Origin of the sequence: Exiguobacterium sp. 9-2 (assembly GCF_036287235.1) — a bacterium.
GTDB lineage: Bacteria > Bacillota > Bacilli > Exiguobacteriales > Exiguobacteriaceae > Exiguobacterium_A.
The window spans coordinates 2,102,509-2,116,918 of record NZ_CP142850.1; the positions used below are offsets into that span (position 1 = coordinate 2,102,509).

At 44.0% G+C, this 14,410-nt stretch carries 13 protein-coding genes and 1 other annotated feature; of the genes, 2 read left to right on the forward strand and 11 right to left on the reverse strand.

The features are described from left to right. Nucleotides 1-8: 8 nt before the first annotated feature. The 3 genes from opp3C to VJ374_RS11190 all read right to left on the reverse strand — a co-directional run bounded on the left by opp3C (nucleotide 9) and on the right by VJ374_RS11190 (nucleotide 3,913). Nucleotides 9-1,040 carry an oligopeptide ABC transporter permease gene (gene opp3C / locus VJ374_RS11180; RefSeq protein WP_035406596.1) on the reverse strand — a complete coding sequence of 344 codons (1,032 nt, stop codon included), beginning with the start codon at nucleotides 1,038-1,040 and terminating at the stop codon, nucleotides 9-11. Next, on the reverse strand, nucleotides 1,040-1,966 hold the full coding sequence (gene opp3b, locus VJ374_RS11185; RefSeq protein ID WP_035406592.1) for an oligopeptide ABC transporter permease: 927 nt from the start codon (nucleotides 1,964-1,966) through the stop codon (nucleotides 1,040-1,042). The genes opp3C and opp3b overlap by 1 nt, the downstream gene beginning before the upstream one ends. Nucleotides 1,967-2,299: 333 nt before the next feature. Then, nucleotides 2,300-3,913 carry a peptide ABC transporter substrate-binding protein gene (locus VJ374_RS11190; protein ID WP_329468805.1) on the reverse strand — a complete coding sequence of 538 codons (1,614 nt, stop codon included), beginning with the start codon at nucleotides 3,911-3,913 and terminating at the stop codon, nucleotides 2,300-2,302. Nucleotides 3,914-4,185: 272 nt separating this feature from the next. Here VJ374_RS11190 and VJ374_RS11195 point away from each other — a divergent pair, with 272 nt between their 5' ends. Both VJ374_RS11195 and trpS read left to right on the forward strand, forming a co-directional pair. Beyond that, entirely contained in the window at nucleotides 4,186-4,566 is a 381-nt protein-coding gene (locus tag VJ374_RS11195; protein WP_290772597.1) for a DUF3899 domain-containing protein, read from the forward strand. A gap of 56 nt (nucleotides 4,567-4,622) precedes the next feature. After that, nucleotides 4,623-4,829, forward strand: a binding site (T-box leader). Nucleotides 4,830-4,880: 51 nt separating this feature from the next. Next, nucleotides 4,881-5,882: a tryptophan--tRNA ligase gene (gene trpS, locus VJ374_RS11200; RefSeq protein WP_329468806.1), complete on the forward strand. Its 1,002-nt coding sequence runs from the start codon at nucleotides 4,881-4,883 to the stop codon at nucleotides 5,880-5,882. Nucleotides 5,883-5,983: 101 nt separating this feature from the next. Here the strand turns inward: trpS and VJ374_RS11205 are convergent, their stop codons facing one another. From VJ374_RS11205 to VJ374_RS11240, 8 genes are all read right to left on the reverse strand, one after another. Beyond that, nucleotides 5,984-7,627: a peptide ABC transporter substrate-binding protein gene (locus tag VJ374_RS11205; RefSeq protein WP_294740592.1), complete on the reverse strand. Its 1,644-nt coding sequence runs from the start codon at nucleotides 7,625-7,627 to the stop codon at nucleotides 5,984-5,986. 206 nt (nucleotides 7,628-7,833) lie between these two features. Continuing rightward, nucleotides 7,834-9,390 (reverse strand): peptide ABC transporter substrate-binding protein, encoded by a 1,557-nt coding sequence (locus VJ374_RS11210; protein ID WP_329468807.1) that lies wholly within the window; start codon nucleotides 9,388-9,390, stop codon nucleotides 7,834-7,836. A 97-nt stretch (nucleotides 9,391-9,487) separates the two neighbouring features. Beyond that, on the reverse strand, nucleotides 9,488-10,726 hold the full coding sequence (fabF, locus tag VJ374_RS11215) for a beta-ketoacyl-ACP synthase II (RefSeq protein WP_035406574.1): 1,239 nt from the start codon (nucleotides 10,724-10,726) through the stop codon (nucleotides 9,488-9,490). 1 nt (nucleotide 10,727) lies between these two features. Then, nucleotides 10,728-11,672 carry a beta-ketoacyl-ACP synthase III gene (locus tag VJ374_RS11220; RefSeq protein WP_329468808.1) on the reverse strand — a complete coding sequence of 315 codons (945 nt, stop codon included), beginning with the start codon at nucleotides 11,670-11,672 and terminating at the stop codon, nucleotides 10,728-10,730. Nucleotides 11,673-11,778: 106 nt separating this feature from the next. Beyond that, complete coding sequence (gene mtnN / locus VJ374_RS11225; protein WP_329468809.1) at nucleotides 11,779-12,477, reverse strand: 5'-methylthioadenosine/S-adenosylhomocysteine nucleosidase; 699 nt, start codon at nucleotides 12,475-12,477, stop codon at nucleotides 11,779-11,781. Nucleotides 12,478-12,529: 52 nt separating this feature from the next. Continuing rightward, a complete protein-coding gene (gene greA, locus VJ374_RS11230) occupies nucleotides 12,530-13,003 on the reverse strand; it encodes a transcription elongation factor GreA (protein ID WP_029342224.1) in 474 nt (157 codons plus the stop codon). 56 nt (nucleotides 13,004-13,059) lie between these two features. Beyond that, entirely contained in the window at nucleotides 13,060-13,707 is a 648-nt protein-coding gene (udk, locus tag VJ374_RS11235; protein WP_035406565.1) for a uridine kinase, read from the reverse strand. A 16-nt stretch (nucleotides 13,708-13,723) separates the two neighbouring features. Then, nucleotides 13,724-14,362, reverse strand: coding sequence for an O-methyltransferase (locus VJ374_RS11240; protein WP_081780346.1), 639 nt, complete (start codon nucleotides 14,360-14,362; stop codon nucleotides 13,724-13,726). Nucleotides 14,363-14,410 lie beyond the last annotated feature (48 nt).

The following is a 14,410-nucleotide window of genomic DNA, read 5'->3' on the forward strand; positions in this document are numbered from 1 at the left end:
AATATTTGTTAGCGACGTAGACGTGGATCGAACGCATCACGTAATCCATCTGCCAACATGTTGAAGCTGATCATGAGGAGTACGAGCACTGTCGATGGAACGACGAGCAAGAAAGGAAACGTCTTAAGTTCTTTGTACCCTTCATTGATCAGTGTACCAAGCGACGGTTGCGGTGGTGCAAGCCCAAGACCGATGAAGCTTAGGAAAGCTTCGAAGAAGATTGCCCCAGGAATCGTGAACATGAGCGAGATGATGATTGTACCCAAGGTATTTGGAATCAAATGTTTGAAGACTAAACGTGCGCTAGAAGCACCAAGTGTACGTGCTGCGAGAACGAATTCTTGGTTCTTTAGTTTCAGGATCTGACCACGAACGAGTCGACTCATCCCGATCCAACCAGTAATCGTCATCGCGAGGATGATCGTCGTGATTCCTGGTTCAAGAATCAAGATGAAGAGGATGATCAGGATTAAGTTCGGTACCCCTGTCAGGATTTCCGCGATCCGTTGCATGATATTATCGACGCGACCGCCGTAATAAGCTGAAATACCACCGTATGTGACACCGACGAGAACGTCAATAAGCGCTGCCATCAAACCGATGAAGAGTGAAATTTTAGTCCCTTCCCAGACACGTGACCAAAGATCACGACCAAGGTGGTCCGTACCAAACCAATAATTTTCTTTTACTTGTTTTTGTTTATAAAAATCGATTGGTGTCTCACCAAGTGTTGCCATACCATCAAAGCCAGCCCACTCTAATCCTGTTACTTTAGGTGGAAGTTTAGCTTGAGTGATTGTTTGGGTATAAGCATCTTTACCAGAGATTGCAGGACCCGCTAATGACATGATGGCAATCACGATGATCAAGACAAGAGAAATGATCGCTGCTTTGTTTTTACGCAAGCGCATCCAAGCATCCTGCCAAAAGTTTAAGCTTTTACCGGCAATTCGTTCACCGGCTTGTTCATTGAACTCAACTTGTTGAAATAACGATGAATCGAACTGTTCCGCTTTTGCATTTGAATTTTGTTCAGCCATTATTTACTACCCCCCAAACGAATCCGTGGATCAACGACACCGTATAGCAAGTCGACGATTAAAATCATGAGAATGAAGATTGCCGAGAAGAACAGCGTCGTACCCATGATAACTGTATAGTCATTTTGTGTGATTGACGATACGAACAACTCACCAAGCCCAGGTACAGCAAAGATTTTTTCGATGACAAATGTACCTGTGATCAATGCAGCAGTCATAGGTCCAAGAATCGTAATAGCAGGAATCAATGCATTCCGAACCATGTGTTTCCAAGTGATCGATTGACCATCTAGGCCTTTTGCTTTAGCTAACGTGACGTAATCCTGACCTGTAACCTCAAGCATTTCCGTCCTTACGAATCGGGCAATCGAGGCGGTGACCCCAAGAGACAACGAAATCGTTGGTAGAATCGTATGCGCCGGACTTTCCCAGAACGCTACTGGCAAAGCGCCCCATTTCACGCCGACATAATACTGAAGGAGTGAGGCGAATACGAAAGATGGTACTGAAATCCCGAGAACCGAGATGAACATTGCTCCGTAGTCGACAACTGTGTTGTGACGAAGTGCAGCAACTACACCAAGTACGAGACCTAAGAGTACACCAAGTACGAGTGCTTGAACTCCAAGTTGAGCCGATGGTCCAATTCGTTCAGAAATTAAATCTGTAACTGGACGGCTGTCATATTTGAACGATACACCAAGGTCTCCTTGGAATAAGTTAACCATGTACGCTGCATAGCGTTGTGGTAGTGGATCATTCAAATTGTACTTATCCCGAAGGATATTCAACTGTTCAGGAGAAAGTTTCTCCTGGTTCTGGAATGGTGAACCTGGTAGCAGATCCATCAGGAAGAAAGTGAACGAAGCGATGAGTAAAAACGTCAATACGCCGTAAACCAGGCGTTGAGCTAAATAACGGCCCATAAGATGGCACCCCCTATAAAGATTTTCTGTTTTTTTCGAAACATCAATAAAATCAGTATGACCCACAATTGTCGGAACATTCAAGAATTTTGTTATAAAAATTTAAAATTCTTTTTAATTGTGCTTTGATTCGATGTTCGATCAGACGCTTTTTTTAATGTCGTCCAATAGTCAGAATTTTTCGTTTGATTCCATTATACTTTGCTAACAAAGTAATTAGAACCATTTTTTTACGAAAATTTCACATTTCCGCTAAAAATGAGTTTCCGTTCATTCAAAGTAGTATAAAACAGGAGCGCACCCGAACTGACTTAGGGACGCTCCCGTTCTCGATTACTTCACATCAACATATTTGTATTGGAAATCTGCTCCGAACAATTGACGGTTGAAATCTTTAACCGACGGACGGCTCAAGTATGCAGAACCAGCTTGATAGATTGGTGCGATGGCTTGATCTTTTTCAATCAATTGTGCCTCAGCTTGTTTGAACAAATCCAAACGCTTCGTCAAATCTGACTCGTCGTTTGCCGCGTTTAATAATTTATCATACGCAGCTGATTTGTACTTCACGTCATTTTGGCTGTTCGTTGATTCAAAGATGGAAAGGTTAGACATTGGATCTTGGTAATCCGGACCCCAAAGTGAGTAAGAAACTTGGTAGTCTCCTTTTGTTTCAAGATCGAGTTTGTTCTTGAACGGCTGTTGCTTGATCGAAACCGTGACGTTCGGCAGATTCTTCTCGATTTGACCTTTCATGTACTCACCGATTTTCTTCGCATCTTCACTATCGAACGAAAGCAATTCAATCGTCGTTTTCTTATCGCCGTTTGCTTTTTTCCAAAGATCTGCCGCTTCTTTTCCATCACGGTCGAACCAGTTAATGTCGCTCGTGTAGTCTTTGCCCGATGCATCTTTAACAAATTCTTTAGGAATGAAGCTTGTTGTTGGAATCGAACCGTTTGCTAGAAGTGTATCCGTGATACCTTTTGGATCGATCGCACGAGCGATTGCTTTACGGGCATTGACATCTTTCATCGTTGCATCTTCGTTATTGAATTTCAAGTAAGCGATCGAAGAACGAAGCGCTGTCTTGAATTCAGGTTTCGATTTGTAAGCTTCAACTTGCTCTGAAGTTAAAACTGCGTAATCGACATCGTTTGAATCGTAGAGGTTTACTACTGTTGACGTATCTTTAACGACACTGATCGTGACTTCGTCGAGTTTGACAGCATCTTTATCCCAGTAGTTATCGTTTTTCTTCAGAACACGTTTTGAATCCGTTTTCCAAGATTCCCAAACGAAAGGCCCGTTATAAAGCAATTTTTCTGGTTTAAGCGAGAAGTCTTTCTCGTTTTTCTTGTAGAAGTCTTCACTGATTGGTGTATACGTACCGAACGATGTCAGTGAGAGGAAATACGGAGCTGGACGCTCGAGTTTTACTTCTAACGTTTTATCATCGATCGCTTTAACGCCGAGTTCATCAACAGGTTTTTTACCTTGCGTGACATCAGAGCCGTTTTTTAACGTGTCAAAGATGTATGAGTAACTAGAACCTGTTTTTGGATCAGCAGCACGTTTCCACGCAAATTCAAAATCTTGTGCTTTGACGGGTGAACCGTCTGACCATTTCGAATCACGAAGTGTGAACGTATACGTCAAATTGTCGCTTGAGATATCTGTTTTTTCTGCAAGTGCTGGAATGGCTTTTCCGTCTTTGTCTAAACGATAAAGACCTTCCATCGTGTTTCCGATCATGTTGAAAGCGACGGAATCTGTAGCTTTTGCTGGATCCACTGTCGTGATATCCGAAGTGTCCGTTAAACGTAGATTTTTCTTGCCGTCTGTCGAACCTGAATCTTTGTCTCCACCACCTGTCGAACATCCAGCAAGCACTGCGCTTCCTGCAAGCATGACTGATAAAGCGAGACCGACTGTTTTTTTCTTCATCGGTAAGTCATCTCCTTTTCAATTTCCAAGTTGCCATAATGCCTATGACATCAATAACGTCCCGTCGAAACTGCAATGTATTCCCCAAAATGCATTGACCTAGTTTCAAAAACTTAAACGAAGTGATAAATTGATTTTATGTGAGAATAGCATTAACGTCAAGTGAATAGTCACACTATTTGCTATTTTGCATCATTCGTTTGTTACCGATTCGTAACAGCATTAAAAGTTTCGTATACTAAGAATATCTATGTACGTAAAGGGGGATTTTCATGCGATCGACGTATTTCCGACCGGTCATCATTGCGGTCGTTCTTGTTCTGCTTTATACGATTTGGGCGACTATGACGGATTCAACACACAGCATCTTGTATCATCTGTCTGGTGGTTTATTCATAGCAGGATTCTTGTTAGTTGCAGTAGGATTCTTCTCGAATATGTCTGCTAACGGTTTCTTCCGTGGCATGACAGCTGGATTCAAAAAGCAGCGGGAAGCGAAGTTGCGAGAGATTGATGGCGATTATTACGAAGATGAAGACGAGGAGGAAGAAGTGCTTCGCAAAAAGCAACGCCGTGCTTCAGCACGGACGAAACCCTATGTCTCAAGCGGTATCATCTTCATTGTCGTCTCACTGATCATCTCATATTTTTAAACGAAATCAACGTGACGCTCTACCTAAGGTATGGTAAACTCAAGCTAATCAAACAAGAAAACACGACGACAAAGAGTAGTAACTTAGATCCACTCCTCTCAGAGAGTCCATGGTGCTGAAAATGGACAGGTGATGCCTAAGTGAATGGACTTTCGAGTGGCTGATTCGAAAACAAGTAGAGTCAGATGGGTTTGCCCATTACAGCAAATTGAGCGGCTATGTAAATAGCAACTTGGGTGGCAACGCGATGACTCGTCCCTTGATTTTCAAGGGGCGGTTTTTATTTTGATCTTATTATTTGGAGGGATTTCATTATGAAAACGATTTTCTCAGGTATCAAACCAACCGGAACGGTCACACTCGGAAATTACTTAGGTGCCATGAAACACTTCGTGAACTTACAGGACGGTCATGATGCATATTACTGCGTCGTCGATCTGCACTCCATCACGGTCGATATCGATCGTGTCGAACTGATGAACAATACACGCGCCCTTGCTGCTCTGTATATCGCAAGTGGTCTGAATCCTGAAAAGTCAACGATCTTCGTTCAATCAGAAGTCAAAGCACATGCACAACTCGGCTGGATGTTGACATGTCTTTCCGGTATGGGTGAACTGGAGCGTATGACACAATATAAGGATAAATCACAAGGAAAAGACCGGATTGGTGCAGGGTTGTTCGTCTACCCGACACTCATGGCTGCCGATATCCTACTCTACGATGCGGAACTCGTTCCGGTCGGTGATGACCAAAAACAACATATTGAGTTAACGCGTGATTTAGCGCAACGTTTTAATAGCCGCTATTATGAGACGTTCACATTACCAGAACCGATCATTGCGGAATCAGGTGCCCGGATCATGAGTTTGACGACGCCGGATAAAAAAATGTCAAAATCCGACCAAAATCCGAAAGGCTTCATCTCGATGCTTGATGCACCGGATGTCATTCGTAAAAAAGTAAAGTCAGCTGTCACGGACTCGGAAGGTATCGTAAAATTCGATCGAGAACACAAACCAGGTGTGTCGAATTTACTTGAGATCTATTCCCTACTCGCTGGTATCTCGATTCCAGATCTTGAAGCAAAATACGAAGGCTCGAATTATGGAACATTCAAAGCAGACGTTGCAGAAGCAATCATTTCGGAACTCGAACCGATTCAACAGCGCTACTATGAATTGATTGACTCAGAAGAGCTTGATCAAATTCTCGACGCTGGACGTGACCGTGCAGAAGCAGTCGCCGCAAAAAAACTTGCGAAGATTGAAAAGGCAATGGGCTTACAACGGAAACGTGCGAAAGTAAAAAAATAATTCGTTCTCCGCGCGAAAGACCGGGATGTTCCGGTCTTTTTTTATATATCAATCACAAAAAAACGACTTCCGAATCAAATCGGAAGTCGTTTTTATTTTGCTTATTTTCCTTCGATTGAAGCCCATTTGTATGAGAAGTCTGCGCCGAAGTTATGCTCGACGACTCCTTTAACGTATGGTTTAACGAGGAATGCGCGTCCACGCTGATAAACAGGTGAGATCGCTGCTGAATCAAGAAGGATTTTTTCAGCTTCTTGCAATTCAGACCAACGTTTTGCTGCATCTGTTTGTGTTTGTGCATCTTTGATGAGTTTATCGTACTCTTTGTCCGACCATTTTCCACGGTTGTATGGTCCGCCTGTAACGAAGAGATCGAGGAACGTCATTGGATCTTGGTAGTCAGGACCCCATCCTGCGAGTGAGAACTGGAAGTCACCTTTGTTTTCAAGATCAAGTTTGTTTTTGAATGGTTGTTGCTTGATCGTAACCTTCATACCTGGAAGGTTTTTCTCAAGTTCCCCTTTCAAGAACTCACCGATTTTTTTCGAATCATCGCTATCATAGTTCAAGAGTTCAAGATCAACCGATTTTTGACCGATTTCTTTGAGACCCTCTTCCCAAAGTTTTTTCGCTTCGTCGGCATTGAATTCGTTGAATCCAGGATACTTGTCGCGGAAATCTTTTCCGTCAGCATCTTTTGCGAAATCTTTAGGTACGAGATAGTTCGCTGGAAGTGATCCGTTTGCGAGGATGACATCCGTGATTCCTTTTTTGTTGTAACCCATGTCGATCGCGCGACGGATTTTTTCGTTATCAAGTGCTTTTACCTTTGTGTTGAGGTAAAGATAGAAGATTGTTGATTCACCTTTTGTTTTAAACTCTTTATTGTCTTTGTACTGGGCAACGAACTCAGAAGTTAGACCTGTACGATCGATATCACCTTTTTCGTACAAGTTGACACCAGTTGCTGTCTCTTTGACGACCTTAACGTTGATCGTTTTAAGTTTAACGGCATCTTTATCCCAGTAGTTATCGTTTTTGACCATTTTCCAGCCTTGCTCACGTGTCCATTCCGTTAACTTGAATGGTCCATTGTAAAGCGACTTGTCTGCAGTCGAACCAAAGTCTTTTCCGATTTTCTTCGATAGTTCTTCTGATTTCGGCATGAATGGTCCGAATCCAGTGAGTCCGAGGAAATAATCTGCAGGTGCTTTTAATTTAACTTCAAGCGTTTTGTCATCGACCGCTTTAACGCCGACAGCATCACGATCGCCTTTTTTCGTGTTATATTCTTCTGCACCTTTAATGTTGTAGAAGACATATGCATACTGTGAAGCGTTCTCTGGGTTGAGAACTTCTTTCCATGCATATTCAAAGTCTTTTGCCGTGATTGGTGTACCGTCAGACCATTTCGCATCACGTAATTTGAACGTGTATGTTAATTTGTCATCTGAAACCGTGTGACTTTCAGCGATACCTGGAGTCGGTTGCTGCTTGTCATCTAGACGATAAAGACCTTCCATCGTGTTGTTCAACACGTTGAATGAAACTGAGTCTGTAGAAGTCGTCGGGTTGAGTGTCGGGATATCCGAACCTTCGATCAAGTTAAGTGTTTGATCATTTGATTTCTTGCTTGAACCTGTGTCGCCCGATTTGTCGCCTGAATCCGTTGTCGAACAAGCTGCGAGGAACGCACTTGATACGAGTGCTACCGATGTAGCTAAAGCAAAGCTTTTCTTCTTCATGTTACGATGACCCCCCTAGGTTTCTAAAAAAATGATACTGTCAGGTTTTTTGACCGAAAAAAAAAGAATTACTATATTCGAATCAAACCCTTCGTTACAAATAGTTTACAATGTTCTGATAATTTTGCAAACCTTTTATCCGATTTTTCTAAATATTTTTTCAAAAAAGACTGGGACCTTAAGAAATAATGGTCCCAGTTAAGTGATTATTTTAAAATTTTCATCGATCGAAGTAGGTATTCCGGTCCATAAATTGGTACTTCAATTCCTTGAATCGTATCAGAAACATATAATTTCTCAGTCGTCTGATACAAAGGCACGACGACAGCATCCTGATGGATTAACCGTTCTTCGGCTCGATGATAGAGTGCTTGTTTTCGTTTTATCTCTTTTTCTTTTCTTGCTTTTTCAACTGTCTGGTCGTATACCTTGGATTGATAATTCACCGAATTTAAAGGATTGTCTGAGACGAACTGATTTAAATAGGCTAGCGGTCCTGGATAATCTGGCATCCATCCAGTCAAAGTCATCGCATATCGTGATAATTGTTCTTTGTCGATTTTCTCTTCAATCGCGACTGGCTTAAGAATGATATCAATCTCAGGTATTTGTTTCTCAAGATAGGTTTCGAGTTGTTCCCCAATCCGTTTTGCTTGTGGATCATCAAAATTAAGCATCTCAATTTGTTGTTTACTATGTTCTTGTGATTTTTCAGATTTCTCTTGAACGGATTCTGACATCAATACGTTCGTATCCGTGACGACGAATCGATTCGTCGGAATACCTGCATACCCTAAAGGAAGTTGAACCGATTCTTTTTCCATCAAGGCGTGAGCAATCCGCTTTCTGAGTGTCGTATCGCGGAACGTGTCATTTTTTTGATTAAAGGCGATATAAAAGACACCACTCCGCTTTTTTTGATAGGTCGGTCGTGAAACCTGATCACCTTGTGTTTCGACACTTTCTTGTAATGGAAGGATAGCCGCCTTGCTTTTCTCATACGAACTCCATTGCGTCTGATGATCGGGAATGATACGGCTTTCTATTTTCGCTACTGTGACAACGTTTTGCTGATGATACTGATCATTTTTCTTAAGCGTATATCCGCTTTTCGACATTTTTTCTAGTGTAAATGCACCATTTCCAACAAGTTCTTCCCACTTCTTTGATTCCGGTTGTGGATAGAAGACGGACATCGCAAGTAATTCCTTTAGATTCGAAACCGGCTGATTCAACGTGATGATGAGTTGATTGCGTCCTTTGGCTTTGACTCCTAAACGCTCTGGTTTCATTTTTCCATCATTGACGGCGCGTCCATTTTTAAATACTTCAAACAAGAAACCATACGGTGAATTGGTTTGATTAGCAGCGATACGCCGAAAACTATCGACGAACTGCTGCGCCGTAATCGGCTGACCATTGGCATCCTTCGTTTCTTTGAGTTGAATCGTATACGTCAATCGATCTTTCGAGACTGACATATCCTGCGCTAAACCTCGACGGACCGATGTTCCGGAAGTAAAGACATATAAGCCTTCATACAATTGCGCTAAAAGTGTCTGTGAACGACTATCTGTCGCCAGCGCAATATCTGACGTTTTCGGAAGCGATGATTCAATCAGTTCGACTTTTGCTGTTTTTGTTTCGTTACTTGTTTTAGTTTCTTGAGACGACGACAGACGATATATGAGCATTCCACTAAGTGCAATCAGTAAAAATAGGAGCAGTGCCATGATCGATGTCTTTTTTGTGATGTTAGCCATAAACGACTCCTTTCTGCGTCAAACACGCATTTCTTTATTGAATCAGAATTTCATCAAAAAAGCGACCCCCTTGATGTTTCAAGGGAGTCGCTTGAGCTTAAGCTTCATACCGTTTGAAGACGAGTGATGCGTTGTGTCCACCGAACCCAAGCGAGTTGCTGAGCGCATAAGTCATTTCGACGTGACGTGAACCTTCTGTCACATAGTCGAGATCACAGCCTTCGCTCGGCTGTTTGAGATGAATCGTCGGGTGAACTGTTTGTTCTTGTAATGATTTAATCGTCGCAATCGCCTCGACGCCACCTGCTCCACCAAGTAAGTGACCGATCATCGATTTCGTCGAGTTGACGACGAGTTGTTTCGCTTGTTCACCGAAGACACTGTGGATCGCTTTTGTTTCAAGGATGTCGTTCATTGGTGTACTCGTTCCATGAGCATTGATGTATCCGACTGCCTCCGGAGTGATGCCCGCATCTTGAATCGCCATCGCCATCGCGCGTGCTCCACCGTCTCCGTCTGGATCCGGAGCTGTGATGTGGTACGCATCAGCTGTTAATCCATATCCACTGACTTCCGCATAGATTTTTGCACCACGTGCTACTGCATGCTCATATTCTTCAAGAATTAAGATTCCTGCTCCTTCTCCCATGACGAATCCGTCACGTCCTTCGTCAAATGGACGGCTTGCCGTCTCAGGATCGTGGTTCGTTGACATCGCTTTGTTGGCACAAAAACCAGCAAATGCTAAGTTCGTGATCGGAGCTTCCGCACCACCAGCAATCATGACATCCGCGTCACCACGTTCGATGACACGCAGTGCTTCTCCGATGGCATTCGTTCCTGAAGCACATGCAGTGACGGAACAGTTATTTGGTCCCTTAGCTCCAGTATAAATCGATACCTGACCGCTTGCCATATTCGGGATCATCATTGGAATGAAGAATGGGCTGACACGACGGTGTCCACGTTCAAAGTAGATTTTCGCTTGTTTCTCGATCGTCTCAACGCCACCGATTCCAGATCCGATCCAGACCCCAGCACGTTCTGCAATTTCTTTAATGTCGATTCCAGCATCTTTTACAGCTTCCAGGCTTGCGACAAGTGAATAATGAACGAAGCGATCCATTTTCCGTGCTTCTTTCGCCTCAATGAATTCTGTGACATCGAAGTTCTGTAATTCGCCTGTAACCTTCGTTGGATACTCATCGATATCAAGACGCTCCATCGGACGAATTCCGTTCGTTCCTTCTTTTAATGCATCCCAGAATGTATTCGCATCATTCCCGATTGGTGTCAATGCCCCGATTCCTGTGACTACAACGCGTTTTCTCATCATCTTATGTGTTCTCTCCTTTAGTCCAAGTAATATATGCTGCTCCCCAAGTCAATCCGGCACCGAAGCCAGCAAGTACAAGTTTCGTACCTAGTGTCAGACGACCTTGCTTACGTGCTTCTTCGAGTGCGAGTGGAATCGAAGCAGCAGATGTATTCGCATGCTCATCGATCGTAACGATGACCTTTTCTTGCGGAATATGCAGTCGTTCACACGCTGCATCGATGATGCGTAGGTTCGCCTGATGCGGAATCAAGATATCGACATCTTCAAGCGTGCTGTCTGCTTTTTGAATGACCTTCTCAACGATTTCCGGTAATTTACGAACAGCGAACTTAAAGACTTCGCGACCGTTCATCTCGATTGGTCCATCGATATCTTTAAACAACAGATGGGCTCCACGTCCGTCTGTTCCGAGTTCAAAAGCATTTAATCCATCTTGCTCAGTTTGGCCGATGACGACCGCTCCTGCACCATCCCCGAATAAAATCGCTGTCGACCGGTCTGACCAGTCAACGATACTCGACATTTTTTCGGCACCGATGACAAGTGCATGTTTTCCTTCGACTGTTGATAACATGCTTGCAGCTGTTTGTAATGCGAAAATGAATCCACTACAGGCCGCACTGATATCAAAAGCGGTCGCCCCTCGTGCTCCGAGGCGCTCTTGGACGATACAGGCTGTAGAAGGGAACGCACGTCCTGTTGCCGTTCCGACAACGATCAAACCGATGTCCTCTACTGTCAATCCAGCATCATCGAGTGCCTTCTGAGCCGCTTCCGTCGCTAAGTCTGTTACATCCACATCATCGGCTGCAATTCGTCGTGCCCCGATTCCTGTTCGTGTCCGAATCCATTCATCACTTGTGTCGAGCGTCGTTGCTAGCTCATCATTCGTTACGCGACGTGATGGCAAAGACGTTCCTAATCCTACAATCCCGATCTTCATAAGGCATCCCCTTTTGTTATTAGTATCTGGTACTAATATAAAGCGTTAATTTGCTTTTGTCAAAGAAAAAAGGAAGAGCAAGGTCTCCCGTGCCCTTCCTTCTACCTCATTCTGCTAACGTCCGAACGACTTCCATGACCATTTTAGCGGAATTGATTGACGCAATCTCGAGGAATTCATCAAACGAGAGTGACGCTTCTTCATTAGCGCTATCTGAAATCGAACGTGTCACGACGAACGGAACACCAAACTGATGACAGACTTGTGCGATTGGCGCAGCTTCCATCTCGACGGCTGCGACTTCTGGGAAGTGCGCCTTAATTTGAGCAGAACGCTCTGAATCATGGATGAATGAGTCACCTGTCGCGATCAATCCATGAACCACACGAATTGCATCCATCCGCTCGATGACAGCTTCTGCTGTTGCTACGAGCTTTGGATTTGCTTGGTAGGCAGCTGGCATTCCAGGTACCTGACCATATTCGTAACCAAACGCTGTCACGTCTACGTCATGGTGACGTACTTCTGTTGAGACGACGACATCCCCAACCGTTAAGCCTTCTTTAAATCCGCCTGCTGAGCCGGTATTGATGACAGCAGTTGGTTTGTAGTGGTCAAGCAATAATGTCGTACCGATCGCAGCGTTCACTTTCCCGATTCCTGACTTCAAAATGACGACAGGAACGCTATTCAAGAGTCCTTCATAAAAATGATAGTTTGCAATGACTGTATCTTTACGTTCTGACAACTCGTTGCGCAATAAGTTGACTTCCTCTTCCATTGCGCCGATGATTGCGATTGGCATGGTCCATTCCTCCATCAAACAGAAAGCCGGATTGCTCCGGCTCCTGTGTTCTTTATTTGATCGATGTAATTTTTACTGCGTATTCGCCGCCTGGTGCTGGTACAGAGACTTGATCTCCGACTTGGTGCCCCATTAAACTTTTTGCGATTGGTGATTCGTTCGAAATTTTACCCGTGAACGGATCTGCTTCGGCACTACCAACGATCGTATACGTATCTTCTTCGTTGTCTTCGACACTCAAGAAAGTGACTGTCGTTCCGATACCGACGACTGAGATATCCTTCTCTTCTTCCGAGATGATGGCAACGTTGCGAAGCATCTCTTCCAGTTGAGCAATCCGGCCTTCGACCATTGCTTGCTCTTCTTTTGCTGAATCATACTCTGCGTTCTCTGAAAGGTCACCGAACGAACGGGCAATCTTGATGTTCTCGACGACTTCTTTCCGGCGGACTGACTTCAATTCATTCAATTCATTTTCAATGTTCGCTTTACCTTCAAGCGTCATGTAGTATTGCTTTTCTGCCATTTTTGTCACGCTCCTTTTTATTCCACTAGTATAGTATATTCACATCTTTTTTGGAATCAATATCCTCTTTGATCAAGTGCCGAACGATAATCAAGGATCGCTCGGATTTTCGTTACGAGTAAATCGATTGCCACGTGGTTTTCGCCGCCCTCTGGTACGATGATATCCGCATAACGTTTTGTCGGTTCACAGAACTGCAGATGCATCGGACGGACGACATTCGTGTACTGCTCAACGACAGAATCAATTGAACGCCCACGTTCGTTGATATCACGTTGCATCCGACGAAGAATGCGAACGTCCGCATCCGTATCGACGAACACCTTAATATCCATTAGTTCCCGTAACCGTTCGTCTTCAAGCGCTAAAATTCCTTCTACGATGATGACATCACGTGGTTCGAGACGAATCGTTTCTTGAGCACGTGTATGTGCGACATAATCATATACCGGTTTTTCAACGGCAATGTTTTCGCGGAGCGCTTGAATGTGTTCAATCAAAAGACCATTATCGAAAGCAAATGGATGATCATAGTTTGTCTGATATCGCTCTTCCATTGATAATTCACTTTGGTCTTTATAGTATGCGTCCTGTTCAATCATGACGATTGATTCGCTTGGGAACGCATCGACAAGTGAACGTGCCACCGTCGTCTTCCCTGAACCCGTTCCGCCCGCTACGCCTATTACTACCGGTTTTTGCATGTCATTCGTTCCTCCATCATTTCGACTTTTTCCGACTGACGGATACACCGTCACCGAGCGGAAAAATCGTCGTATCATATTGTTCTTGTTCCATCATCCAGACCGTGAATTCTTTGACGAGACGCACGAGCCGACGTCTTCTTCGATCGAACGTCTTCGGGTCAGGCTCAAGGACATCTCCGTGTAAGAAGAGATTGTCCGTATAAAGCACGCCACCCTCTGGAATGAGTCGCCCATATCCCGCAAAGAATTTTTTATACTGTCCTTTAGCTGCATCGATGAAGACTGCATCAAACTGGTCTTCAAGCGTTTCGGCTAATTCTACTGCATCACCAAAAATGATGTCAATCCGATCCGCCACATCTGACCGGGCGATGAAGGTTTTTGCTTCTTCATACCGCTTTGCATTCCGTTCGATTGTCGTAATACGCGCATCCGGTAACGCGCGTGCCATCCGGATCGCACTATAACCAATTGCTGTTCCGACTTCTAAAATACGCTTCGGTTGCTGTAATCGCAGGAGCGACAACAAGACTTCGGAACCGGTCAACTCGATGATCGGTATATGATGTTCTTCCGCATAACGCTCCATTTCTTCTAGTAGGGCATCACGAGGATGAATCATCGATTCGACATAGGTCGTGAAATCCTTCACGCCATTCACTCCCTCTTCCGCATAAACAGGTTGACTTGAAGCGTCATT

What these genes read in the sequence shown, in the direction of transcription:
- opp3C (WP_035406596.1), bottom strand. Translation starts at nt 1,040, where the DNA reads ATGGCTGAACAAAATTCAAATGCAAAAGCGGAACAGTTCGATTCATCG.
- opp3b (WP_035406592.1), bottom strand. Translation starts at nt 1,966, where the DNA reads ATGGGCCGTTATTTAGCTCAACGCCTGGTTTACGGCGTATTGACGTTT.
- VJ374_RS11190 (WP_329468805.1), bottom strand. Translation starts at nt 3,913, where the DNA reads ATGAAGAAAAAAACAGTCGGTCTCGCTTTATCAGTCATGCTTGCAGGA.
- VJ374_RS11195 (WP_290772597.1), top strand. Translation starts at nt 4,186, where the DNA reads ATGCGATCGACGTATTTCCGACCGGTCATCATTGCGGTCGTTCTTGTT.
- trpS (WP_329468806.1), top strand. Translation starts at nt 4,881, where the DNA reads ATGAAAACGATTTTCTCAGGTATCAAACCAACCGGAACGGTCACACTC.
- VJ374_RS11205 (WP_294740592.1), bottom strand. Translation starts at nt 7,627, where the DNA reads ATGAAGAAGAAAAGCTTTGCTTTAGCTACATCGGTAGCACTCGTATCA.
- VJ374_RS11210 (WP_329468807.1), bottom strand. Translation starts at nt 9,390, where the DNA reads ATGGCTAACATCACAAAAAAGACATCGATCATGGCACTGCTCCTATTT.
- fabF (WP_035406574.1), bottom strand. Translation starts at nt 10,726, where the DNA reads ATGATGAGAAAACGCGTTGTAGTCACAGGAATCGGGGCATTGACACCA.
- VJ374_RS11220 (WP_329468808.1), bottom strand. Translation starts at nt 11,672, where the DNA reads ATGAAGATCGGGATTGTAGGATTAGGAACGTCTTTGCCATCACGTCGC.
- mtnN (WP_329468809.1), bottom strand. Translation starts at nt 12,477, where the DNA reads ATGCCAATCGCAATCATCGGCGCAATGGAAGAGGAAGTCAACTTATTG.
- greA (WP_029342224.1), bottom strand. Translation starts at nt 13,003, where the DNA reads ATGGCAGAAAAGCAATACTACATGACGCTTGAAGGTAAAGCGAACATT.
- udk (WP_035406565.1), bottom strand. Translation starts at nt 13,707, where the DNA reads ATGCAAAAACCGGTAGTAATAGGCGTAGCGGGCGGAACGGGTTCAGGG.